The 22,836-nt window shown below is 66.6% G+C and carries 28 protein-coding genes, 1 tRNA gene and 1 riboswitch; of the genes, 14 read left to right on the forward strand and 15 right to left on the reverse strand.

What is annotated here, in order from left to right; translation table 11 throughout:
- Positions 1-157 precede the first annotated feature (157 nt).
- On the forward strand, positions 158-961 hold the full coding sequence (locus GD429_RS28210) for an EAL domain-containing protein (protein WP_152861891.1): 804 nt from the start codon (positions 158-160) through the stop codon (positions 959-961).
- Positions 962-1,160: 199 nt separating this feature from the next.
- On the opposite strand, the gene GD429_RS28215 is transcribed toward GD429_RS28210, so the two are convergent.
- Both GD429_RS28215 and GD429_RS28220 read right to left on the reverse strand, forming a co-directional pair.
- The gene (locus GD429_RS28215; RefSeq protein ID WP_152861893.1) at positions 1,161-1,571 is read right to left on the reverse strand and encodes a GFA family protein; all 411 of its coding nucleotides are present in this window, start codon (positions 1,569-1,571) and stop codon (positions 1,161-1,163) included.
- Positions 1,572-1,710: 139 nt separating this feature from the next.
- Positions 1,711-2,502, reverse strand: coding sequence for an IclR family transcriptional regulator (locus GD429_RS28220; RefSeq protein WP_152861895.1), 792 nt, complete (start codon positions 2,500-2,502; stop codon positions 1,711-1,713).
- A 211-nt stretch (positions 2,503-2,713) separates the two neighbouring features.
- Here GD429_RS28220 and GD429_RS28225 point away from each other — a divergent pair, with 211 nt between their 5' ends.
- Positions 2,714-3,901, forward strand: coding sequence for an acyl-CoA dehydrogenase (locus GD429_RS28225; RefSeq protein ID WP_152861897.1), 1,188 nt, complete (start codon positions 2,714-2,716; stop codon positions 3,899-3,901).
- A gap of 154 nt (positions 3,902-4,055) precedes the next feature.
- Here GD429_RS28225 and GD429_RS28230 read toward each other — a convergent pair whose 3' ends face one another.
- On the reverse strand, positions 4,056-4,694 hold the full coding sequence (locus GD429_RS28230; protein WP_034182833.1) for a peroxiredoxin: 639 nt from the start codon (positions 4,692-4,694) through the stop codon (positions 4,056-4,058).
- 319 nt (positions 4,695-5,013) lie between these two features.
- Here GD429_RS28230 and GD429_RS28235 point away from each other — a divergent pair, with 319 nt between their 5' ends.
- The 3 genes from GD429_RS28235 to GD429_RS28245 all read left to right on the forward strand — a co-directional run bounded on the left by GD429_RS28235 (position 5,014) and on the right by GD429_RS28245 (position 6,316).
- On the forward strand, positions 5,014-5,316 hold the full coding sequence (locus tag GD429_RS28235; RefSeq protein ID WP_026044969.1) for a DUF883 family protein: 303 nt from the start codon (positions 5,014-5,016) through the stop codon (positions 5,314-5,316).
- A 123-nt stretch (positions 5,317-5,439) separates the two neighbouring features.
- On the forward strand, positions 5,440-5,829 hold the full coding sequence (locus tag GD429_RS28240) for a phage holin family protein (RefSeq protein WP_152861899.1): 390 nt from the start codon (positions 5,440-5,442) through the stop codon (positions 5,827-5,829).
- A 43-nt stretch (positions 5,830-5,872) separates the two neighbouring features.
- Positions 5,873-6,316 (forward strand): DUF3318 domain-containing protein, encoded by a 444-nt coding sequence (locus GD429_RS28245; protein ID WP_152861901.1) that lies wholly within the window; start codon positions 5,873-5,875, stop codon positions 6,314-6,316.
- 54 nt (positions 6,317-6,370) lie between these two features.
- On the opposite strand, the gene GD429_RS28250 is transcribed toward GD429_RS28245, so the two are convergent.
- From GD429_RS28250 to glyA, 7 genes are all read right to left on the reverse strand, one after another.
- A complete protein-coding gene (locus GD429_RS28250) occupies positions 6,371-6,817 on the reverse strand; it encodes a type IV pilin protein (protein WP_152861903.1) in 447 nt (148 codons plus the stop codon).
- Positions 6,814-7,275: a hypothetical protein gene (locus GD429_RS28255; RefSeq protein WP_321574938.1), complete on the reverse strand. Its 462-nt coding sequence runs from the start codon at positions 7,273-7,275 to the stop codon at positions 6,814-6,816. Before GD429_RS28255 ends, GD429_RS28250 begins: the two co-directional genes overlap by 4 nt.
- Positions 7,276-7,478: 203 nt before the next feature.
- Complete coding sequence (locus GD429_RS28260) at positions 7,479-8,324, reverse strand: PilW family protein (RefSeq protein WP_152861907.1); 846 nt, start codon at positions 8,322-8,324, stop codon at positions 7,479-7,481.
- A complete protein-coding gene (locus tag GD429_RS28265; protein WP_375167718.1) occupies positions 8,314-8,715 on the reverse strand; it encodes a hypothetical protein in 402 nt (133 codons plus the stop codon). Before GD429_RS28265 ends, GD429_RS28260 begins: the two co-directional genes overlap by 11 nt.
- A 5-nt stretch (positions 8,716-8,720) precedes the next feature.
- Entirely contained in the window at positions 8,721-9,284 is a 564-nt protein-coding gene (locus tag GD429_RS28270; protein WP_152861911.1) for a GspH/FimT family pseudopilin, read from the reverse strand.
- Between the two features lie 153 nt (positions 9,285-9,437).
- Complete coding sequence (gene nrdR / locus GD429_RS28275) at positions 9,438-9,917, reverse strand: transcriptional regulator NrdR (RefSeq protein WP_006476792.1); 480 nt, start codon at positions 9,915-9,917, stop codon at positions 9,438-9,440.
- A 6-nt stretch (positions 9,918-9,923) separates the two neighbouring features.
- Entirely contained in the window at positions 9,924-11,171 is a 1,248-nt protein-coding gene (glyA, locus tag GD429_RS28280; RefSeq protein ID WP_152861913.1) for a serine hydroxymethyltransferase, read from the reverse strand.
- 137 nt (positions 11,172-11,308) lie between these two features.
- A riboswitch (ZMP/ZTP riboswitch) is annotated at positions 11,309-11,409 on the reverse strand.
- A 180-nt stretch (positions 11,410-11,589) separates the two neighbouring features.
- Here glyA and GD429_RS28290 point away from each other — a divergent pair.
- The 9 genes from GD429_RS28290 (at position 11,590) to GD429_RS28330 (ending at position 18,150) form a co-directional block, all read left to right on the forward strand.
- Positions 11,590-12,336: an SDR family NAD(P)-dependent oxidoreductase gene (locus GD429_RS28290; RefSeq protein WP_152861915.1), complete on the forward strand. Its 747-nt coding sequence runs from the start codon at positions 11,590-11,592 to the stop codon at positions 12,334-12,336.
- A 107-nt stretch (positions 12,337-12,443) separates the two neighbouring features.
- Positions 12,444-12,929: a tol-pal system-associated acyl-CoA thioesterase gene (gene ybgC / locus GD429_RS28295; protein WP_152861917.1), complete on the forward strand. Its 486-nt coding sequence runs from the start codon at positions 12,444-12,446 to the stop codon at positions 12,927-12,929.
- Between the two features lie 130 nt (positions 12,930-13,059).
- Complete coding sequence (gene tolQ / locus GD429_RS28300; RefSeq protein WP_047899916.1) at positions 13,060-13,737, forward strand: protein TolQ; 678 nt, start codon at positions 13,060-13,062, stop codon at positions 13,735-13,737.
- Positions 13,738-13,747: 10 nt separating this feature from the next.
- Positions 13,748-14,197, forward strand: a complete 450-nt coding sequence (gene tolR / locus GD429_RS28305) for a protein TolR (RefSeq protein WP_057926179.1) — start codon at positions 13,748-13,750, stop codon at positions 14,195-14,197.
- On the forward strand, positions 14,194-15,243 hold the full coding sequence (gene tolA / locus GD429_RS28310) for a cell envelope integrity protein TolA (protein ID WP_152861919.1): 1,050 nt from the start codon (positions 14,194-14,196) through the stop codon (positions 15,241-15,243). Before tolR ends, tolA begins: the two co-directional genes overlap by 4 nt.
- A 111-nt stretch (positions 15,244-15,354) precedes the next feature.
- Complete coding sequence (gene tolB / locus GD429_RS28315) at positions 15,355-16,650, forward strand: Tol-Pal system beta propeller repeat protein TolB (RefSeq protein WP_152861921.1); 1,296 nt, start codon at positions 15,355-15,357, stop codon at positions 16,648-16,650.
- 17 nt (positions 16,651-16,667) lie between these two features.
- Positions 16,668-17,177, forward strand: coding sequence for a peptidoglycan-associated lipoprotein Pal (pal, locus tag GD429_RS28320; protein WP_034182820.1), 510 nt, complete (start codon positions 16,668-16,670; stop codon positions 17,175-17,177).
- Positions 17,178-17,196: 19 nt separating this feature from the next.
- Complete coding sequence (gene ybgF / locus GD429_RS28325; RefSeq protein ID WP_152861923.1) at positions 17,197-17,946, forward strand: tol-pal system protein YbgF; 750 nt, start codon at positions 17,197-17,199, stop codon at positions 17,944-17,946.
- A 127-nt stretch (positions 17,947-18,073) separates the two neighbouring features.
- Positions 18,074-18,150, forward strand: a tRNA-Lys gene (locus tag GD429_RS28330).
- 187 nt (positions 18,151-18,337) lie between these two features.
- On the opposite strand, the gene GD429_RS28335 is transcribed toward GD429_RS28330, so the two are convergent.
- The 5 genes from GD429_RS28335 to GD429_RS28355 are packed head-to-tail and all read right to left on the reverse strand — an operon-like array spanning position 18,338 to position 22,815.
- On the reverse strand, positions 18,338-19,288 hold the full coding sequence (locus GD429_RS28335; RefSeq protein ID WP_321574935.1) for a fatty acid desaturase family protein: 951 nt from the start codon (positions 19,286-19,288) through the stop codon (positions 18,338-18,340).
- Complete coding sequence (locus GD429_RS28340; RefSeq protein ID WP_152861925.1) at positions 19,285-19,902, reverse strand: phosphatase PAP2 family protein; 618 nt, start codon at positions 19,900-19,902, stop codon at positions 19,285-19,287. The genes GD429_RS28335 and GD429_RS28340 overlap by 4 nt, the downstream gene beginning before the upstream one ends.
- A complete protein-coding gene (locus tag GD429_RS28345; protein ID WP_152861987.1) occupies positions 19,899-21,056 on the reverse strand; it encodes a hypothetical protein in 1,158 nt (385 codons plus the stop codon). Before GD429_RS28345 ends, GD429_RS28340 begins: the two co-directional genes overlap by 4 nt.
- The gene (locus GD429_RS28350) at positions 21,053-21,802 is read right to left on the reverse strand and encodes a hypothetical protein (RefSeq protein ID WP_152861927.1); all 750 of its coding nucleotides are present in this window, start codon (positions 21,800-21,802) and stop codon (positions 21,053-21,055) included. Before GD429_RS28350 ends, GD429_RS28345 begins: the two co-directional genes overlap by 4 nt.
- Entirely contained in the window at positions 21,799-22,815 is a 1,017-nt protein-coding gene (locus tag GD429_RS28355) for a hypothetical protein (protein ID WP_152861929.1), read from the reverse strand. Before GD429_RS28355 ends, GD429_RS28350 begins: the two co-directional genes overlap by 4 nt.
- Positions 22,816-22,836: the final 21 nt, after the last annotated feature.

The following is a 22,836-nucleotide window of genomic DNA, read 5'->3' on the forward strand; positions in this document are numbered from 1 at the left end:
AAAACCAATTACGAATAGTGAAATCAACGTAAACCCTAGGCGCGGGCTCGAGAACGGGATAACCATATGAGCGAAACGCCGAGCCGAGCGTGGCGCGCGCTGCTAATATCCAGATACGAGGCGGCCCGTTCGGCCGCCGTTTTTCCTTCTTACGCCGATGATTCCGCCCACCATTCCCGAGCTGGTCGCCCGTGCCGGGCAACTGCCGTATCTGCGGGATCACCTCGCGCTTGCCGAAGGCGGCACCGCGAGCGCGAATCTGCCCGAGCGCACGCTCGGCAGTGCCTACGAACCGATCTACGACGTGACGATGCCCGGCGCGCCGCAATCGACGTCGTTCACCGACGCGATCGAGCGCTACGGCGACGAACTCGGCTTCCAGGCCGTTACGGTCGTCACGGGCGCCACGCACGATCCGGTCGACTCGGCCGTCGACGACCAGACGCTCGTCGCGATCGACCGCCTGTCGCGCGCGCTGCACGCGATCAACTTCTTCGGCGCGCAGCGCCACGGGCTGCTGTTCCTGCGCGTTCACGAACGGCTGCTCAAGAGCGTGAAGTACGACCACGGCAAGCATTTCTCGTCGGTGCTGCAGCGCTTCGGGCTGCCGACCGAGCGGATCGTGATCGAGCTGCCGGCGGTCGCGGTCGCGCACAAGACCTTCCTCGGCTACCTGACGCGCAGCTACCAGCATCACGGCTTCAAGGTCGCGGACAAGCTGCCCGATCCGGGCCGCATCCTCGCGGTCGAATCGGACATGGCGCGACCCGACTACATCAAGATGGATGCGGGCATCGCGTTGCGCGACGGGATGGTCAAGGCGCTCGTCGCGTATGCGCAGCGCGTGCGGATTCCGCTGATCTTCGACGGCGTCGTCGACGAGACGCAGTGCGAGCTGCTGCGCCAACACGACGTGCGGTTCATGCAGGGGCCTGCGTTCGCGAAGGTCGTGACGGCCTGAGCGGATGGGGGCAGGCGCGCGCGGAGGGTTGCGCGCCGGATGCCTGTTGCGGGTGTTGTGCTGATTGCGGAATAGCGAGATCGGGTCGCGTGGCGCGACCCGCTGCCCGAAGTTTGCGCGTCGGCCCGTCTGGTGCGTCTGGTGCGTCTGGTGCGTCTGCGCGTCTGCGCGTCTGCGCGTCTGCGCCGATGGTTACCGCTTACGCTCGTCCGCCATCGTCGTACTTGGGCAGATCGTCACCGATCTCGATGCCCGGGAAACGATCCCCATACCAGACGTGCCATGCCGGACGCAGCCGCGCCGGCTCGTCGAGCGTCGCATAATTGATTTCGACCGTCTTCGGCGCGTCACCAAGCCGGTATTCGAGCTGCGCGCCGCAATGGCCGCAGAAGCGCCGCTCGCCCCACGCGCTCGACGCGTAGACGGTCGGCTCGCCCTGCAGGTATTCGAACGCGTCGATCGGCACCGATGCCGATGCGACGACCGCCGCGCCGGTCGTGCGCTGACAGAGCCGACAGTGGCAGAAGCCGGCGTCGGTCGGAACGTGGGCGACACGGTAGCGGATCGCGCCGCACGCGCATCCGCCTTCCATTGATTCCGGGTGGGACATCGCAAACCTCGTCGTCGGGAAGCTGGCGAACGATGATGAGCGCGGTTCGACCGCAGCACAAGAGACCGCGGCAGCGCCGTCGCCACCCCCGGAGACGAAGCGGTTGCGGCGCGACGGCGATGGCGGCGCGCCGCGTAGCTCACGCCGTTTGCCCGAGCCGCTGCGCGAGCGCCTTCAGCTTCGGCCCGACCTGCGTGCGGAACACGTCCTCGTCCATCGACGATGCGGGGCCGCTGCAGCTCAGGATCAGCCAGCGCCCCTCGCGCGGCTCGCGAAACGGCACGGCCGCCGCGTTCACGTCCATGTGCCACGCGCGAAACGAATAGCAGCAACCGCCCGCCGAGAATTCGGCCACCGCTTGCTGCGCGGCGGCGACGAGCGCGTCGGCGTCGGCCGCGCCGCCGGCCGCGCGATGCAGTTCCGCATAAAGCGCGCGACGCACGTCCTCCGGCTGCACGGCCAGGTACGCACGCCCCATCGAGCTCGTCAGCATCGACAGCCGCGAACCGGGCGCGAGCCCGAGCGTCAGCGCGGTCTCGCTGCGGATCGTCTCCAGATAGATCATGTCGAGCCCGTCGCGGCAGCCGAGCGACACGGCCGCGCCGATCTCGCGCGCGAGCGCCTGCATGTGCGGCCGCGCGAGGTCGATCGTCCCCGAGCCCGACAGCAGCGCGTAGCCGAGCGACAGCACGCCGGCGTCGAGCGCATACTTTCCGAGCGTCTCGTCGTAGCGCAGGTAGCCGAGCACGGTCAGCGTATAGGCCAGCCGGTTCACGGTCGCCTTCGGCAGCCCCGTGCGCTCCGCGAAGTCGCGGTTGCCGAGCATCGTCTCACCGGGTCGGAAGACGCGCAGCAGGTCGAGCCCGCGCGCGAGCGCGACGACGAACTTGCGTTCGTCGATCGTGGTTTCGTCGATGGTTGAAAGTGTCATCTGGTGCTACACTGGGTTCGATTTGCAAAACATTGTTCCGCACAGCGGAACTTCAGTCAAGCGATCATTTGGCATGAGCCCGGCCAGACCGGGGACGACCGCAAAGCATGGATCACAGAGTAAGTGCTGAAGCGCTAACGCTGACCGACCGCAAAGCATGGGGTCCGCGTAAGCGCTGAAGCGCTAACGCTGACCGACAGGAGATGAGACGATGAGTGCTGCAACTTTTCATTGGGACGATCCGCTGCTGCTCGACCAGCAACTGACCGAGGAAGAGCGGATGGTGCGCGATGCCGCGCAGGCTTACGCGCAGGACAAGCTCGCGCCGCGCGTCACCGAAGCGTTCCGCCACGAACGCACCGACGCAGCCATCTTCCGCGAGATGGGCGAAGTCGGCCTGCTCGGCCCGACGATTCCGGAGGAATACGGCGGCCCCGGCCTCAATTACGTGAGCTACGGCCTGATCGCGCGCGAAGTCGAGCGCGTCGATTCGGGCTACCGGTCGATGATGTCCGTGCAGTCGTCGCTCGTGATGGTGCCGATTCACGAATTCGGCTCGGACGCGCAGAAGCAGAAATACCTGCCGAAGCTCGCGACCGGCGAATGGATCGGCTGCTTCGGGCTGACCGAGCCGAACCACGGCTCCGATCCGGGCAGCATGGTCACGCGCGCGAAGAAGGTGCCCGGCGGCTACTCGCTGTCCGGCACGAAGATGTGGATCACGAATTCGCCGATCGCCGACGTGTTCGTCGTGTGGGCGAAGCTGGAAGAGAACGGCAAGGACGCGATCCGCGGCTTCATTCTCGAGAAGGGCTGGAAGGGCCTGTCGGCGCCCGCGATCCACGGCAAGGTCGGGCTGCGCGCATCGATCACCGGCGAGATCGTCCTCGACGAGGTGTTCGTGCCCGAAGAGAACCTGATGCCGAACGTGAGCGGCCTGCGCGGCCCGTTCACCTGCCTGAACTCGGCGCGCTACGGGATCGCATGGGGCGCGCTCGGCGCCGCCGAATCGTGCTGGCACACCGCGCGCCAGTACGTGCTCGATCGCCAGCAGTTCGGCCGGCCGCTCGCCGCGAACCAGTTGATCCAGAAGAAGCTCGCCGACATGCAGACCGAAATCACGCTCGGCCTGCAAGGCGTGCTGCGCCTCGGCCGGATGAAGGACGAAGGCACGGCGGCCGTCGAGATCACGTCGATCATGAAGCGCAATTCGTGCGGCAAGTCGCTCGACATCGCCCGGCTCGCGCGCGACATGCTCGGCGGCAACGGCATCTCCGACGAATTCGGCGTCGCGCGCCACCTCGTGAACCTCGAAGTGGTCAACACGTACGAAGGAACGCACGACATCCACGCGCTGATTCTCGGCCGCGCGCAGACGGGCATCCAGGCATTCTTCTGATCGTCCGGATGCGGCGCGCCCGGCAGCGGTGCCGCGCACGCGCAAAAAGATACGGCTCGCCCGGCATGACTGCCGGGCGAGCCGTTTTTTCATCGGATATCGGATTCGCGATCCGGGCCGCCGGCCCGGTACCGCGTTCACGCGCCGCCGATGCTTACTTGTTCGGCTGCGGCGTGAGGCGCAGATACGGACGCACCGCGTTGAAGCCCTTCGGGAAACGCTTCTTCAGCTCTTCCGGATCCTGCAGCGACGGCACGATCACGACGTCGTCACCGTCCTTCCAGTTGCCGGGCGTCGCAACCTTGTAGTTGTCGGTCAGTTGCAGCGAGTCGATCACGCGCAGCACTTCGTCGAAGTTGCGACCCGTGCTGGCCGGATAGGTGATGGTGAGCCGCACCTTCTTGTTCGGGTCGATCACGAACAGCGAACGCACCGTCAGCGTTTCGTTCGCGTTCGGATGGATCATGTCGTACAACTGCGAAACCTTGCGGTCCGCATCGGCGATGATCGGAAAGCCGACGACGGTCGACTGCGTTTCGTTGATGTCGTTGATCCAGCCCTTGTGCGATTCGACGCCGTCGACCGACAGCGCGATCACCTTCACGTTGCGTTTCTCGAATTCGCCCTTCAGTTTCGAGGTCAGTCCGAGTTCCGTCGTGCACACCGGCGTGTAGTCGGCCGGGTGGGAGAACAGGACGCCCCAGCTGTCGCCGAGCCACTCGTGAAACTTGATGGGCCCCAGGCTCGATTCCTGCTCGAAATCCGGTGCGATGTCGCCAAGACGCAGACTCATGATGTTCCCTCCTCGAACGATGCTGGTTGAAACCGCGCGCTGGACAGCGCGGGGACAGTCCATCAGCTTACGGGAAGCAAGGGGCCGTGCGAACGATTATTCCGTTTGATATTCATACTTTTTTGTCATTTTTGCCTGCTGTCAGGGCAGGACGAACGGTCAGGACGGAAACTTTCCACCCCGTTTGCCGCTCTGTTGACGATTACAAATCGTTTACCATGCGATTTTGCACTGCCGCCGTGTGTCTTCCCGGCTCGCCAGCAGGCAGGCGTTTCGCTACGATGTGAACCTGCAGCATGACAGCACGAAGGGAGTTGCAATGTCGGAAATCAACAAGGAGAAACTGATGTCGGATATCAAAACCGTTCTCGCAGACGCCGAAGACCTGCTCAAGCAAGCCGCCAGCAGCACGGGTGACCGTGCGGCCGAGCTGCGCGAGAAAGCCATGTCGCGCCTGAAGCAGGCCAAGGACAAGGCAGCCGACGTCCAGGTCGTGGTCGTCGAGAAAGGCAAGAAGGCCGCTCGCGCGACCGACGACTACGTGCACGAGCATCCGTGGACGTCGATCGGCGTTGCAGCCGGCGTCGGCGTGCTGATCGGCCTGCTGATCAACCGCAAGTAACGCGCGCTGCGCCATTCCGTCCCGCGGGCCGCGTCGCGCGGCCCGCGGGCGTCGAAGCCGGCCGGCGGCTGCCGCCGGCCGGCTTTGTCCTAGCTGCTCACTGCACGCGCAAGCACCTCACCCATGACGACAGACACCACCTCGCAGCCGTCCGGCCAAGGACCGCTGCGCCGCCTCGTCGGCTCCGCGATCGGGCTTCTGCAAACGCGCCTCGAACTGGTGGGCATCGAGCTTGCCGAGGAGAAGGAACGCCTGATGGGCGTGCTGTTCCTCGGGCTCGCCGCCATGATGCTCGCGACCATGGCGCTCATCAGCCTGACCGTGCTCGTCACGATCGCGTTCTGGGACACCTATCGCTGGCAGTCGCTCGCAGCGATCACCGCGCTGTATGCCGTAGGCGGTATCGTGTGCGCGCTGAAGGCGCGCTCGGGCCTGCGCGCCGCGCCGACCGTGTTCGAGGCGACGCTCGCCGAACTCGAGAAAGACCGCGAGCTGTTCCGCGGCAAGCCGTGAACGCAGTCGTGTTCCCTCCTCCCACCTACTTCGCCGACGCGCCATGAGCCAGAACGTCACGGGCAATGCACACCGCCCCCATTCGTCGCGATCGAACTGGAGCGCGTCGCAGCATCGCGCGCTCCGCAAGGAATTGCTGATCCTGCGATCCGAAGTCGAGCGGCTCGAACTCGCGGAAGCCGCCGGCGAAATGCGCCAGGCCGTCACGCGCTTCAGCTGGCTCAAGGTATTCATCCCCGGCCTTTCCAGCAACAAGTTCAGCCAGTCCGCAAAGAACCTGAACGCGAGCCTCGGCCACCTCGTCAACCAGTATCCGATGCTGAGTTCGCTCGCGTCGCTCGTGCTGGCGAAACCCGTTCGCTCGCTGCTGCGCGCGAGCGCGGGCCCCGCGCTGAAGTGGGGCACGCTCGGCTTCGCCGCATGGGAGGTCTACCGGATCTGGAAGGAATCGCGCGACGAGCGCGGACTCGACGCGCACGACGACTGATACCCGGCGACCTGCGCGCACGGCCATGCGCCGTTGCGCGCCTTTCGTGCGCGTTCAACGCACGCCCCAGCAAGCAGCACCCTGTTCGTCGGCGCCATCCCGCCGCGTATTGCCCTTCGTCCCGTCCGAACGCAGCGTGAAGGCGCCGCAGGCATCGTCGTGCATCGCGCCCGTGTCGAGCGGGATTGCTTCCAGCTCGTAGGTGACCGGCGAATCGTCGCCGTCCGGCCGCCTGAGCGTCAATCGATAAATCGCCCGCCCGTCCGGCGGCGCCTGCGCGAGCGCGTCCGGCAATGCCGGCGGCGGCTCACCGTCCAGCGTTTCGAGATATTGGGCCGCCCGGTACAGCGCGGACACCGCCGACGCGCGATGGACACGCACGACATGCTCGCGGTACGACGGGATGCCCCATCCAGCCAGCACCGCGACGATCGCGAGCACAATCATCAGCTCGAGCAACGTGAATCCCGCCGATCGGTACGCGGACGCGCGACCGTTCATCGAAACACCGCCGCGACGCGCCGCCAGCGCAACGCGACGATGTGTCCGTCGAGTATTGCGACCTGGTGTTGCAGCCAGACGGCGCTCGACGTGTGCGCGCCGACGCCACGTGCGGTGACGAGGTAAGCGCGGCCGCCGGCCGGCCCTGCCCCGCGCCACACCTCGATCAGGCATCGCGGCGGCTGCGCGGCCATCGGCCATCCGGCAAACGGCGCGAACGCTTCGGCGGCCGCCATCGCCGGCGTGCGCCGCCACGCATCGGGCTCCGCGCGCGATTCGCCTTCGTTCACGTAGGGTGCCGAGCCACGGAGCAATCGCGCGGTGCACGCCGCAAGCGCGGCATCGGCCGCGTGGAACGCGATCAGCCGATCCGACAACGCACGCGTGCGGCGCGATTCCGTCAGCGCGGATTCGAACCACGTGCCTGTCAGTGCCGCGACGGCCGCACCGACCGCGATCACCGCGGGCAATGCAAGGCCCGCGTCGCGACGCCAATCGCGGCCGGCTGGCCGGGAACGTATGCGCGGCTCGCGCCGGCTCATTGCCACGGCTCCCGTGCGCGCAGCCTGCCTCGGTTCGTCACCGTTCGCCACAATGCGCCCATGCATGTCGCCTGCCGCAACGCATCGCGATATCTCCCGCGCGCACTGTCCTGCTCCGCTCATCGCATCACCTCGCGCGCGCGCGTTGCGTCGCGCGACGAATCGTCGAATGCGATCGCGGAATTCCTCAACGCGACGACGCGATGCAGCGTCAAACGTGCACGGCCGTCCTGTGCAACCGCGGCGCGACCATCGCAGTCGACGTGGCGAGCCGGATCTCGCATCGGTTCACGCATCGGTTCGCCGCGCGCCCGCACGCAGACATGCACGGCCACGACATCGCGCCAGTCGTCGACACGCATCGCATCGGCATCGACGAACTGCATGCCGCCGCGGCGAAGATAGCGCGCACGCAATTGATCGATTCCCGACACGACCGGCTGTGGCGTACCCGGGCGGCCGTTTCCTTCGCAGTACAGTTCGGGCTCGCCCGTCGACGGGCTGACGTGCGCATCGAAGCGACTCTCCACCTGCGCCCGTTCACCCGACACGCCGACACCCTGCCCGAGACAATCCGACACCTGGCCGCTCGCCGTCGGCCATGTCGACACGGCATCGCCGACATACCGGATCAACAACGCGTCCGATGAAGCGCGTATGGGCTCGCACCGCGCCTGCGCACCGTCGCCTCGCACGCGCGCCATCGAACAACCGAACACCGGCGGCAACGATGACGCGCCTTCGGCATCGAGCGGCCGGAATCCTGCCAACTGGAGCTGCTGGCCGATCAGCATCAGCGCGGTGCCGGCCGCATCGCGCATCCGGAACCCGTCCTCCGCACGCCGCTGCGCGACGCGCTGTGCGTGGTACAGCGCAGCGGCCGCCGCGAGCACGAGGAGACCGACGGTCATCGCGATCAGCACCTCGAGCAGCGTATGCGCACGCATGCGGCGATCAGCGTTCATCGGCGGCAGCCTCCCGAAATGGAATCCGGACACACGACGGCGGCTGAGCCGACGTACCTGCGGCTTCGCATCGCGACGAAACCGCCGCATTGCCGCCACGCCAGCCGACCATCGCGTACCGGACGCCGCCCGGCCCGTCGTCGAGCGTCATCGCTCCGCCGGGCAACGAAGCGGCCGCCAGCGCCGCGAGACCGTCGTCGGCCCCTGCGACAGCGCGCGAGCGCTCGATACGCGCATCGGCCAGCCACAGCGCGCGTTCACGCCAGATCGTCGCGCGCTGCGTGCGTGCCATCGCGAGCTGGCTGCCGGCCACCGCCAGCATCACGGTCGCGAGCAGCGCGATGGCCAGCATTGCCTCGATCAGCGACGTGCCGCGCATTGCGTCGCGCATGGCCATCACGCCGCGTCGCAACGGCCGGCGGCAACGCGCGCGCGGCCGCCCGCCGCAATCCGCACGCAACGCGACGCACGTGCGTCGTCAGCCCCGGACGGGCCGCGTCGCGGACGCAATTCGAAACGCCGGATTCCGCCGATCGCCTGACCGACCGGCGGCGCAAAAGCCAGATCGTGCGCAGCGCCCGCGACAGCCACTTCGGTATCGCGCGGATAGCGCCGCAGCACGCGCGACTGCCCGTCGAATTGCCCGCTGACGAGCCAGTCGCACGACCATTCAGCCGGATCGCACCGCTCGCCGGCACGCAGGCAAACGCCGTCGTTTCCGGCCCGGCACAGCGTGACGCGCACGCCGAGACGCGCCGCCTCGGTACGCGCAAACGACAGCGCCCCGAGCAGCGCAAGCGAGCGCGCATCCACGCGTTCGCGCATGCGCCACTGGTCGAACGCGGGTGCCGCATGGAGTGCAAGCCCGGCCGCCAGCGCGATTGCGACCATCAGCTCGACGAGCGTGAACCCGCCCGAGCGTCGCACCACGTTTTTCAAGGATGGATAACGCAGTCCCATCGCAGTCGTCCTCCGCCAAGGTGATGCGACGACTGTAGCGACACGTGCGGACGCACGCCATTTGCCGAACGGCCGACTGGCGACATGCGATCGCAACCGACACAATCGACGCGAACTGAACCAACGGAGAAGACGATGAACGGACGCAGCGCGTCAGCGCTTACGCGGAGTCTTGGCGGGAGAGGCGCGACGGAACTCTTCGATCACGTCGGCAAATTCGGAAACGTCCTCGAACCGGCGATACACCGATGCGAAGCGGACATAGGCAATCGTATCGAGGCCGCGCAACTCGTTCATCACGAGTTCGCCGAGCTTCTCGCTACGCACTTCACGCTCGCCTGTCGCGAGCAATTGATATTCGATGCGGGCGACCGCCGCGTCGATCGCGTCGGCGGCAACCGGCCGCTTGCGCAGCGCGAGTTGCATGCTGGCGACGATCTTGCGACGGTCGAATTCCGTGCGGCTGCCGTCCTTCTTCACGACGAACGGCAGGGACAGCTCGACCCGCTCGTACGTCGTGAAGCGCTTGTCGCAAGCCGAGCAGCGACGGCGCCGCCGAATCGCGGCGCCATCTTCGGACACGCGCGAGTCAACGACCTGCGTGTCGTCATGCCGGCAGAACGGGCAGCGCATCGTCGATCAGCGATAGACCGGGAAACGCTTGGTCAGCTCGGCGACCTGCACGCGCACGCGCTCGATCGTCGCGGCATCTTCCGGGTTCTCCAGCACGTCGGCGATCAGGTTGCCCACCTGCTCCGCTTCCGCCGGGCCGAAACCGCGCGTCGTCATCGCCGGCGAACCCAGGCGCACGCCGCTCGTCACGAACGGCTTTTCCGGATCGTTCGGGATCGCGTTCTTGTTCACCGTGATGTGCGCCGCGCCGAGCGCCGCTTCCGCTGCCTTGCCCGTGATGTTCTTCGCGCGCAGGTCGACCAGCATCACGTGGCTTTCGGTGCGGCCCGACACGATCCGCAGCCCGCGCTTCACCAGCGTTTCAGCCAGCACGCGTGCGTTCTCGACCACCTTTTCCTGGTATGCCTTGAACTCCGGCGACAGCGCTTCCTTGAACGCCACCGCCTTCGCCGCGATCACGTGCATCAGCGGGCCGCCCTGGATGCCCGGGAAGATCGCCGAGTTGATCGGCTTCTCGTACTCGGACTTCATCAGGATCACGCCGCCGCGCGGGCCGCGCAGGCTCTTGTGCGTCGTCGTCGTCACGAAATCCGCGTGCGGCACCGGGTTCGGGTACACGCCGGCCGCGATCAGGCCTGCGTAGTGCGCCATGTCGACCATCAGGTACGCGCCCACCGACTTCGCGATCTTCGCCAGGCGTTCGAAATCGATCTTCAGCGAGAACGCCGACGCGCCCGCGATGATCAGCTTCGGCTTGTGTTCCTGCGCGAGCTTCTCGGCCGCTTCGTAGTCGATGTCTTCGTTTTCGTTCAGGCCGTAGCTCACCACGTTGAACCACTTGCCCGACATGTTCACCGGCGAGCCGTGCGTCAGGTGGCCACCGTGCGCGAGGCTCATGCCCATGATCGTGTCGCCCGGCTTGAGCATCGCGAAGAACACGCCCTGGTTCGCCTGCGAACCCGAGTTCGGCTGCACGTTCGCGGCTTCCGCACCGAACAGCTGCTTCACGCGGTTGATCGCCAGTTGCTCGACGACGTCGACGTACTCGCAACCGCCGTAGTAGCGCTTGCCCGGATAACCTTCCGCGTACTTGTTCGTGAGCTGCGAGCCCTGCGCGGCCATCACGGCCGGGCTCGTGTAGTTTTCCGACGCGATCAGCTCGATGTGATCTTCCTGGCGGCGGTTTTCCTGCTCGATCGCTGCAAAGACTTCGGGATCGACGTTCGCGATGGTGCTTTGGGCTCTGTCAAACATACGGTTTCCGTTAAGTGTGTACAGGTTGACCGGAGTGGCCGAGTACGGTGCGCTGCTGGAGGGACCAGCTCGACGTGGCGGAAGAATCCGTATGACGCGAGGCAGGACAGCCACCGGCGATGCACGCGACGGCGCACAACGGCTGCCCAGGCGAACGGCAAAAACGGCGCCCCGCGCTTCACGGTGGGATGCTCCACCTTGAACCCGAAGGGTTCTATCGCCAGTCACGCAGGGGTGATGAGCGCATTAGTGTATTGGATGCGTCATGAATAGGCAACCGCACGGCAGTGCGCCGGAAGCAATTGGGGCCGGACTCTACGTGCCCGTGCCGAAACGCTTTGCCGCCTTGCCGCGGTGCGGCAATCTCAGTAGGCTTGCGGGATACCACCCGCTATTTTGTCATCGACCAGGAGCAGCAATGATCGTGTTCGTCACAGGCGCGTCCGCCGGCTTCGGCGCCGCCATCGCCCGTGCCTTCGTCAACGGAGGCCACCGCGTAGTCGCCACCGCGCGCCGCAAGGATCGTCTCGATGCGCTCGCCGCCGAACTCGGCGATGCCCTTCTGCCGTTCGAGCTCGACGTGCGCGACCGCGCCGCCGTCGAAGCCGCGCCGGCCGCCCTTCCCGCCGAATTCGCGGCGCTCGACGTGCTCGTCAACAACGCCGGCCTCGCGCTCGGCGTTGAGCCGGCCCACAAGGCCAGCCTCGACGAATGGCAGACCATGATCGATACGAACTGCTCGGGCCTCGTGACCGTCACGCACGCGCTGCTGCCCGGCATGATCGCGCGGGGCCGCGGCCATATCTTCAATCTCGGTTCGGTTGCCGGCACCTATCCGTATCCGGGCGGGAACGTATACGGCGCAACCAAGGCCTTTGTCCGGCAATTCAGCCTGAACCTGCGCGCCGACCTGATCGGCACGCCGTTGCGCGTGACCGACATCGAGCCGGGCCTGTGCGGCGGCACGGAATTCTCGAACGTCCGTTTCCGCGGCGACGACGCGAAGGCGGCGAACGTCTACCAGAACGTCCAGCCGCTCACGCCCGAGGACATCGCCGACACGATCTACTGGATCGCGACGCGCCCGGCACACGTGAACATCAACACGATCGAGATGATGCCGGTCGCCCAGGCGCCGGCCGGCCTCACGATCCATCGCGGCTGACCCATCGCGCACAGCCGCGGCCGGCCTCCGGCCGGCCCGCGGTGTGCCGCGTCGTACTACATTCCGTTACGAAACGGTTACGAATCAGGCTCCTGCGTTCCGGTAGAATGCGCGCCATGACTCAGCCTACCCGCTCCCCGGAAGCGCGTTCCGGCTTTACCTGGCCGGTGCGCGTGTACTACGAGGATACCGATGCAGGCGGCATCGTCTTCTATGCCAACTACCTGAAGTTCTTCGAGCGCGCCCGCACCGAGTGGCTTCGCGCATGCGGCATCGACCAGCGCCAGCTCGCCGACGATACCGGCGCGATCTTCATCGTCCGCAGCACGTCGCTCGACTACCGCGCGCCGGCGCGACTCGACGACACGCTGGCGATCACGAGCCGGCCGGGGCGCATCGGCCGTGCATCGGTGGAATTCACGCAGGAAGCCTGGTGTGGCGACACGCTGCTGGTGGCCGGACATATCCGCCTCGGCTGCGTCGACCGTAACGGTATCCGGCCCGCGGCCATCCCGCAGGCCGTGCTCGACGCGCTGCACCGCGGGCCCGTCATCGACGCCGGGCAGACTGTACTGTCAACGAAGCTCGCGTGAGCACCGTTTAGACAAAGCCTATGAACTTGCCTTCCTGATTCGATACTAAGCAAGGTTCGGCGCCAGGCATGGCCGGCGCGCCGCGCCGCACGCATACCGGGCGCCCCGAAGGGACGTTACTCAAACCTCTATGAACACTTCTCAAGACCTGTCGATCATTTCCCTCGTCCTCAACGCGAGCGTGCTGGCCCAGGCCGTGATGGGGCTGCTGCTGCTGCTGTCCGTGATGTCGTGGACCTTCATCTTCCGCAAGTGGTTTGCGATCCGCCGCGCACGCGCGCAGACCGAACGCTTCGAGAGGGACTTCTGGTCGGGCGGCGACCTGCAGGCGCTGTACCAGAGTGCGGCCAACAACCGCCACACGATCGGCGCGCTCGAGCGCATCTTCGAATCGGGGATGCGTGAATTCCTGAAGGCGAAGGAAAAGCGCCTCAGCGATCCGGGCCTCGTGCTCGACGGCGCACGCCGCGCGATGCGCGCGTCGTTCCAGCGTGAAATGGACGTGCTCGAAGCGAACCTCGCGTTCCTCGCATCGGTCGGTTCGGTCAGCCCGTACATCGGCCTGTTCGGCACGGTCTGGGGGATCATGAACTCGTTCCGCGGCCTCGCGAACGTGCAGCAGGCCACGCTCGCGAACGTCGCGCCGGGCATCGCCGAGGCGCTCGTCGCCACCGCGATCGGCCTGTTCGCCGCGATTCCGGCGGTGGTCGCGTACAACCGCTACGCGCACGACATCGACCGCCTCGCGATCCGCTTCGAGACCTTCATCGAAGAGTTCTCGAACATCCTGCAGCGTCAGGCCCAGTAAGGAGCGCGCCATGGCAGGAAGTCCCATCCGATCCAGCATGCGCGGCGGCCGCTCGCGCCGCGCAATGGCCGACATCAACGTCGTGCCGTACATCGACGTGATGCTGGTGCTGCTCGTGATCTTCATGGTCACCGCACCGCTCGTCGCCCCGTCGATCATCAACCTGCCGACCGTCGGCAATGCCGCGCCGCAGGAGCAGACACCGCCCGTCGTCGTCAACATCAAGGCCGACCGCACGATGAGCGTCAAGTACAAGGGCGACGCGGGCGCGACCCAGGAAGACACGATGACGAAGGCCGAGCTCGACAGCTTCATCTCGGCCCGACAGGCCGATCATCCCGACCAGCCGGTCGTGATCGCGGCCGACAAGACCGTGCAGTACGATGCGGTCATGACCGTGATGTCGGATCTGAAGGCGCGCGGCGTCAAGCGCGTCGGCCTCCTCGTCAAATCGCAATGAACCGGCAGCAATCCACGCGCGGCACCGGCTACCCGTCTCAGCCTCCTCGCGAGCGCGGCACCTGGCGTGCATTCGCGCTCGCCGCGCTGATGCACGTACTGCTCGCGCTGTTTCTCTATCACGGCGTGCAGTGGCAGAACAGCACGCCGGCCGGCGCCGAAGCCGAGCTGTGGACCGAGGTGCCCGACGTCGCCGCGCCGCGGCCCGTCGTGACGCCGCCCGCGAAGGTCGCGCCGCCCCCTCCCCCGGTGCGCGACGAGCAGGCCGACATCGCGTTGCAGCAGAAGAAGCGGCAGCAGGAAGCGGCCGCGCGCGAAGCACAGCTCGAGCAGCAGCGCCGCGCGCAGCAACTGAAGGCCCAGCAGGAAGAGGACGCCCGGCGCGCGCAACTCGCAGCTCAGCAGGCCGCCGCGCTCGCCGCGCAGAAGGCCGCGGAACGCGACAGGCAGAAGCAGGCCGACAAGCTCAAGCAACAGCAGCTCGCCGAGCAGCAGAAGCTCGAACAGCAGAAACTCCAGCAGCAGAAGCAGGCGCAGCTCGAAGCGCAGCAGGCGGCGAAGGCGAAGTCCGACGCGGCCGCGAAGGCGAAGGCGGAAGCCCAGGCCAAGGCGAAGGCCGAAGCCTCGGCGCGCGCGAAGGCCGAGGCGGCGGCGAACGCGAAGCTCGACCGCGAACGCAGCGCGCGTCTCGCGCAGATGCAGGGCCTGTCCGGCGCCGGCGAAGGCGGCGGCGAAGGCCTCGCGAAGAGCGGCACGGGCACGGGCTCCGGCGGCAATGCCGCGTCGCCCGGCTATGCCGACAAGGTGCGCCGCCGCGTCAAGCCGAACATCGTTTGGGGCGGCGAGCGTGCAGGCCTGACCACCGTCGTCAAGATTCGGTGCACGCCGTCCGGTGACGTATTGAGCGCATCGGTCTCCCGCTCAAGCGGGAATTCGGGGTGGGATCAAGCCGTGGTCAATGCGATCCACGCATCGGTCCCGTTGCCGCCCGATTCTAACGGTCGTACCCCGTCGGACATTACGATTACCTTCAAGGCGGCGGAGTGAAAGGAAATACGCTTACACTCCGGGCGTCGCTGTCAGACGGGAACGAATCGGGTATTTTTACTGTCTCTCTGCGGTTGCGCAGCGATCCAAGTCATACGGGAAGCAAGAAGCATGAGTTTGATGACAAAACTAGGTTTCAGGGCACTCGTGGCCTCGTGTCTGATTGCGGCGGGCGGCGCCGCTAACGCCCAGGTCAACGTGCTGATCACCGGTGTCGGTTCGACCCAGTTCCCCATTGCCACCGCGAATTTCGCGAACGAGGCAGGCCTGCCGCAGCAGGTCACGTCGATCGTGCGTGCCGACCTCGCCCGCAGCGGCAAATTCACCAACATCGACGCGGGCAGCACGCCCGTGCCCGAGACCGCATCGGTCGATCTCGGCGCATGGAAGGCCAAGGGCGCGAATGCGTTCGTCGCCGGCAGCGTGAACCGCGACGCGAACGGCCAGTACAAGGTCAACTTCATCCTGTACGACACCGTGAAGCAGCAAAGCCTCGGCGGCCTGTCGCTGACGGCCACCGACACCACGCTGCGCACGGCCGGCCACAAGATCGCCGACTACATCTACCAGAAGCTGCTCGGCGTGCGCGGCGTGTTCGCCACGCGCCTGTCGTACGTGATCAAGACCGGGAACCGCTACCAGCTGCAGATCTCGGATTCGGACGGCCAGAACGCGCGCATCGCGCTGTCGAGCACCGAGCCGATCATCTCGCCGGCCTGGTCGCCGAACGGCACGAAGGTCGCGTACGTGTCGTTCGAGCGCAAGAAGCCGATCGTCTACATCCATGACCTGCCGACCGGCCGCCGCTACATCGTCTCCGACCAGAAGGGCAACAACAGCGCGCCGGCCTGGTCGCCGGACAGCAACACGCTCGCCGTCGCGCTGTCGCTGACGGGCAATACGCAAATCTATACGGTCAATTCGACCGGCGGCGGCCTGCGCCGTCTCACGCAGAGCAGCTCGATCGACACCGAGCCGTTCTACTCGCCGGACGGCCGCTGGATCTACTTCACGAGCGATCGCGGCGGTGCGCCGCAGATCTACCGGATGCCCGCACAGGGCGAAAGCGCCGGTGCCGCGCAGCGCGTGACCTTCACCGGCAGCTACAACACGAGCCCGCGTGTGAGCCCGGACGGCAAGCTGCTCGCCTACATCTCCCGCACCGGTGGGGGCTTCAAGCTGTACGTTCAGGATCTGCAATCCGGCGCGGCGAACGCCATCACGAATACGAATCGCGACGAATCGCCGAGCTTCGCGGCAAACGGCCAGTACCTTCTGTACGCTACCCAGTCGGGTGGTCGCAACGTTCTGGCTGCAGTGCCCTCCGACGGCAGCGCGCCGCCGCAAATCCTGTCCGTCCAGGGCGGCTCAGTTCGTGAGCCGTCGTGGGGGCCCTTCATGCAATGACCACAAGGAGAGTAACCATGATGTCGAATAAGGCTCGTCTGGCCCTGGCCGTGATGATGATCAGCGCACTCGCAGCGTGCAAGTCGGGCGTGAAGCTCGACGACAAGGCGAACGCGGGTGCGGTCAGCACGCAACCGAGCGCCGACAATGTCGCGCAAGTGAACGTCGATCCGCTGAACGACCCGAACAGCCCGCTCGCAAAGCGCAGCATCTACTTCGACTTCGACAGCTATTCGGTGAAGGACGAGTACCAGCCGCTGATGCAGCAGCACGCGCAGTACCTGAAGAGCCACCCGCAGCGCCACGTGCTGATCCAGGGCAACACCGACGAACGCGGCACGAGCGAGTACAACCTCGCGCTGGGCCAGAAGCGTGCGGAAGCCGTCCGCCGCGCGATGGCGCTGCTCGGCGTGAACGATTCGCAGATGGAAGCCGTGAGCCTCGGCAAGGAAAAGCCGCAGGCAACGGGTCATGACGAAGCATCGTGGGCGCAGAACCGTCGCGCCGACCTCGTCTACCAACAGTAAGTAACGGAAGAATCGCCGTATGACGCATCGTTCAACCTGGCTGCGCGCAGCCGCAGCTATCTGCGTCGTCGGCGCGGCGTGGTCGGCCGCGCCGGCGCACGCCGGCGTGTTCGACGACAACGAAGCGCGCCGCGCCGTGCTCGACCTGCGCAGCAAGACCGACAACCTGGCGAGCCAGTTGTCCGCCGCCCAGCGTACGATCCTCGATCAATCCGGCCGTCTCGACCAGCTGAACCAGCAGGTCGCGACGCTGCGCGGCGAGAACGAGGACCTGACGAACCGGCTGACGACGCTCGAGCGGCAGCAGAAGGAGTACTACCAGGATCTCGACACGCGGCTCAAGAAGTTCGAGCCGCAGCAGGCGACGATCGACGGTGTCGAAGGTACCGTGCAGCCGGGTGAAACGGATGCGCTCAGTGCGGCGCAGCAGCAGTTCCGCAACGGCAACTTCAAGGCGGCGGCGGCTTCGTTCCGCAGCTTCATCGCGAAGTATCCGCAGAGCCCCTACCAGCCGACCGCGCAGTACTGGCTCGGCAATGCGCAATACGCGCTGCGCGACTACCGCGGCTCGACGGCGACGTGGCAAGGGATCGTCAGCAAGTACCCGCAGCATCCGCGTGCGGCCGACGCCCTCGTGGCGATCGGCACGAACCAGCTCGAACAAGGCCAGAAGGCGGCCGCGAAGAAAACGTTCGAACAGGTGGTGTCGCAGTACGCCGGGTCGAACGCGGCGCAGACGGCGCAGGGCAAGCTCGAAACGATCAAATAATTATCGTGGCGGATTGTTGACTCACCGAAAATCCGTCGCTATAATCTTTTGCTCTTTGGGTCGCTAGCCAAGCCGCATCAGCTACAACCTGAAGCCGTTTTTTGTTCTCGAGCAGTTTTGAGAACGTGGGGTGGTAACTCAGTTGGTTAGAGTATCTGACTTTTAATCAGAGAGTCGAGGGTTCGAGTCCCTCCCACCCTACCATCTATCTTTTCGATAGTTGCAATTGAAGCCTCCCGCGTGGAGGCTTTTTTGCGTCTGCCTGTTGCCGTGTCGCCGTGTCGGGATCGAATTTTCCACTTCGTATCCGATTGCGTGCGCAAGCATCCGGCATCCTTGCCTCCTCCTCCGTCGCCCCTGCGCATACAACCGCATCATCCCCGCTCGCAAGTCAACGCACGCTCACGTCGCGCAGCACCGCACCGTATCCCGCGTACAGATTGCCGTCGGGCAACAACTGCTGCTGCGCGAGTTGCCGATGCACGACCGGTAGGTTATGGAACGGCATCCGCGTGTACAGATGATGTTCGATATGGAAATGGATCGCGTGCGGGCCGAACAGGAACGTCTGCCACGAACGCCGGACGATCGTGCGCGCGTTGCAGCTCTGGTCCTCGCAAGCCGGCAGCCCCGCGTGCTCGAAGATCGCGCGCACCTGCCCGGCGAGCGGCAACAGCGTAACGGACGGCACGATCCACAACCCGATGTACAGCAGCGGATGTCCGGCCAGCACAAGCGCGCCGAACAGCAGGCCGTTGCCGGCCAGCATCGACGCGATTTCCCACGCCGCATACGCACGCGATTTCCGGACCTTCGGTAACGCATGCGCAAATTCGCCGCGCCCGAGCTTCACGACGCTCGTCACGTAGCCGATCCCGCACGCGTACGCGAGCAGGCGGCCGATCAGCCGCCCACGCGTCACCGGATAGTCGTGAACGCCGAACAGCAGCGCGACGGGATCGTCCGGCTGCATCGGCGCGCGATGGTGCTTCAGATGGCCCGCACGATACGTGCGCAGCGACAGCCACAGCGGGCCGGCCGCGAACAACTGGCCCAGTACGTCGTTGACGCGCCGGTTCCGTGCCAGCAACCCGTGCGCGCCCTCGTGCATCATGACCGCGAGCGCAAGCTGGCTGCGCGCGATCACGATCGCGGCAAACGCGTACACGAGCGGATGCGGGAACGCGATCGCCACCGCGAACGCAGCGGCGATCATCAGCCAGTCGCCGGCCAGTGCCGCGCCGACACGCAACGCGTTCACGCGAAACAGCACGGGATCGGGCACGAACCGCGCAAGCCCGGCGTTCGGGCCGGCATGATGAACATGGGCATCCGTCGTCACGCGAGCCTCCTGCGCAGCGAACGCCGCTCGACCCACAGCACGCCGACCATCGCCAGCGCGACACCACCCGATACGTCGGCGACCGTATGCTGCTTGAGCGTCAGCGTCGACGCACAGATCAGCAGGCCGATCGCTGTCGCCACGATCCGGCGCCGGTCCGTCAGCATCCGGCAGGCAAGACATGTCACCGCGACATGCAGGCTCGGAAAACCGTTGGCCGCAAGATCGAGCTGCCACATGCGCACGAGACGGTGGCGCACGAACGTATTGCCGATCTCCGCGACGTCGGGCCGCGGCACGGCTTCCGGAAACAGCAGGAAGCAGACGACACCGAGCACGAACGCGATCAGCACGGCCTCCTTGAACGCGGCGAACGCGGGCGGTCGTGCATACGCGGCAAGTGCAATCACGAACGGAAAGAAGCCGACATAGACGAACCACGACCATGCGATGAACGGAATCCGCGCATCGATCGCCGTGGCAAACACGTAGCGCGGCGTGACGCTGCGCTCCAGCAGAAAGAAGATCGCGAGGCCCGCGGCCATGCCGAACGTCGCGGCCAGCATCTGCCGGATATCGGGCCGGCGATCGTCACGAAGCGACAACGTATTCATCGCGGCGCCGGCGCCTCGCATCGGGGATCCGCATCGGCCGTCCGCGCATGCGGACGCAGCGCGAGGATGCGCGACGTCCACGCATCCACCCGCGCACGCGCATGCTCGCGGCCGGCGATCGTTCCTGCCGGCGTGCCCGGATTGCGCATCAGGTCCGCCGCGGCCTGCCCGATCTCCCGCCTGAACGCGGCCGCATCGCCGCGCCACGTGACGATGCGATGCACGAGTTGCAGCCGTGCCGCGCGCGCGGCATTGCTCGCCTGCTCGGGCTGATCGGTCAGCACGAGCAGGATCGGGCGGCGATATACGCGCGCAATCGAAAGCGCGGCCATTCCGGGTGCGGACACGATCAGCGGCGCGTGCGCGGCACGCATCGCCCAGTCGGTATCGACACCGGTCCAGCCGTCGTGCCCGGCGTAACCCTCGCCCACGCGGTGCGCGGCGAGCCCCGCGTCGCACATGCCGGCCGACAGCGCATCGGCGAGCGCGACATCGCGAAAGTGCGGATTCAGATACACGGCGGCGGCAGCCGGCTCCGATGCCGGCAGTTCGGCGACGACCGGCACCGGCGTCGGCAACCGGCAATGCCCGCGCGATCGCTGCGCATCGTCGGCCACCTCGTACGCAAAGTCGTGCTCGATGCAGCACCGCGCCGAATCGATCTGCCAGTCGACGATCCGCGCAAACGCACGCGCCAGCGCGTGCGGCAGCCGCGCGTCGAAATTCGCGGTCAGCGCGCGGCGCAGGCTGCCGCCGTACACGTGAACGATGCGGCGCCGCCAGCCCGGCATCGCGCCCATGAACAACAGCGCCGGATGAAACGAGTCGTTGATCACGAGATCGGCATCGCGAACGAGCGATCGCAGCCGCGCGATGTCGCGCAGCATGCGCGTCGGCCTGAACACGTAATGCGCGACATTGCGATCGGTCGCGTCGCGCAGCATGTTCTGCCGCGCGTCGAACTGCACCGCGTAGTGACGGGACAGCACAGGAGCGTCGATACCGAACGCGGACAGGAATGCCTGCCCCGCATCGGACGTCGTCAGCACGTCGACCTGTGCGCCGGCCGTGCGCAGCGCATGCACGAGCAGTTGCGCGCGCATCAGGTGGCCGCGTGCGTCGGCCGTCGCGAGATAGACGATCCGCGGCATCATGCGCGCGGACGAAGCGACTGGATCCATCCGGCCGCGTACATCGCCAGCGCGCCCGTCACGCCGAAACCGGCTTCGATCGCGCGGATCTCGACCAGCAACGCGGCCAGATGCGCCGCCTCGGACGGCGCGACGAGACGGCGCAGCGTGTCCGAGCAGAGCCGGACGTGCCGCGTCTCGTCGGCGAGCACGCGGGCGAGCAGCGGATACAGCGGATGCGCGTCGCCGATCGTCGCGCAGTGACGCGCCAGCACGCGCATCGCCATCTGTTCCGCGCACAGGCCGGTCGCATAGGCCGGCACGAGCACGCCCTGCGCGAAATGCGGCGCATAGCGCTGCGCGAGCCGGCGCCATCGGATGATCTTGCGCCGGCTCAGCCAGTCGGGTTCGTGCGGCTCCGTCGATGGCGCCACGCCGCGCACGCGCAGCGCATCGGCAAACGCGGCCGCATGGCGGCGCTCGTCCGCGAGATGCTGCTCGATGCGCGGCGCGAGCCAGTCCGGCGGCTGTCCGGTCCAGTCGTCGTGCAACGCGCACTCGGTCGCTTCTTCGCCGATCAGGTACATGCGCAGCATCCAGCGCTCGCCATGCGTGCTGCGATGAAGCTGCCGGATCGCCGCCCGCTTGATGCGATCGACGAGATACGCACGTACTCGCGCCGCGCCGCGCGGCACGGGCGCATCGAGACAATCGAAGCGCCCGCCGTGCGCCGCCTGCGGCGACGCGGGCAGTTCGCCGGCCGCGGTCATGCCGGCACGCCCCGCGCGGATGCCGATTTCGTGGCGGATGCCGCCGCGGCAGCCGGATCGCGACGCCAGCCGAGAATCAGGCCGACGAAGCTTTCCTGCATGAACGCATGCGCGGACGCCGCCGCGCCCGCGAATGCCTCCTCGCGGCCGTTCACGCGCAGATAGCCGTTGCCGTCGCGCGCGCCGAATTCGATCCGGTCGTTCTTCCTGAAGCCGCGCTCGCGCACCTCTTTCAAAAGCGCACTGCCGTCGAGACCGAACAGGAACAGCTCGCGCTGCGCGACCCACACCGGAATGTGATTGCTCAGTGCATCGAAACGGATCGACCACGTGCCGGCCGCGAGTGCGCGATCGACGCCCGCATCGTGCGGCGCGTTCGACGTGAAGCTCGCACGTGCGACCGACTTCGTCAGGCCGCCGACGCCGAGCGCGATCGTGATGTCGTCGGCGGACGGCTGCTTCGGATCGGTCGCGCTCACCTTCACGAGATGTTGCGCGAGCCGCGATGCCAGCGACGGATGCGCGAACAGCGCAAGCGTTTCGTCCGGCGTGAGCACGTCGCGCTCGCCGTCGCCTTCCTTCACGCGCACGCGATACGGATCGATGCGGACATCGGTGAACTTGCCGTGCACCGGCGCATGGACATACACGTCGCGGCCCCATTTCGCACCGTCGCGACGCAGCAGCACGTGCACGCTCAACGGCACGCGCCGGCCGTCGCCGTCGACGCCCGTGCCCTGCAGCAGCACATCGCCGCGCACGTCCTTCGTGCGGCGATTCGCGTCGCTCGAAAAGACGATCGCGTGCGCGTCGGTATCGATGCTCGCGTGAACGTCGGGCGCATCGAGCGCGACGCGATTGCAGTCCGTCGCGGCCGCGCTCGCGAACGGGCAGCCGCTTTGCGACGCGAAGTGGACGATCCCGCGCCCCGCGTGATCGACCGGCGCGGCATGGGCGCCGGCGCTGGCGGCAAACAGGGCGAGGCAGGCAACACGGGTAGCGAATGAAGGCATGGTCGTCGTCGGGATGAATGC

Source organism: Burkholderia sp. BE17 (assembly GCF_009362305.1).
Classification (GTDB): domain Bacteria; phylum Pseudomonadota; class Gammaproteobacteria; order Burkholderiales; family Burkholderiaceae; genus Burkholderia; species Burkholderia pyrrocinia_C.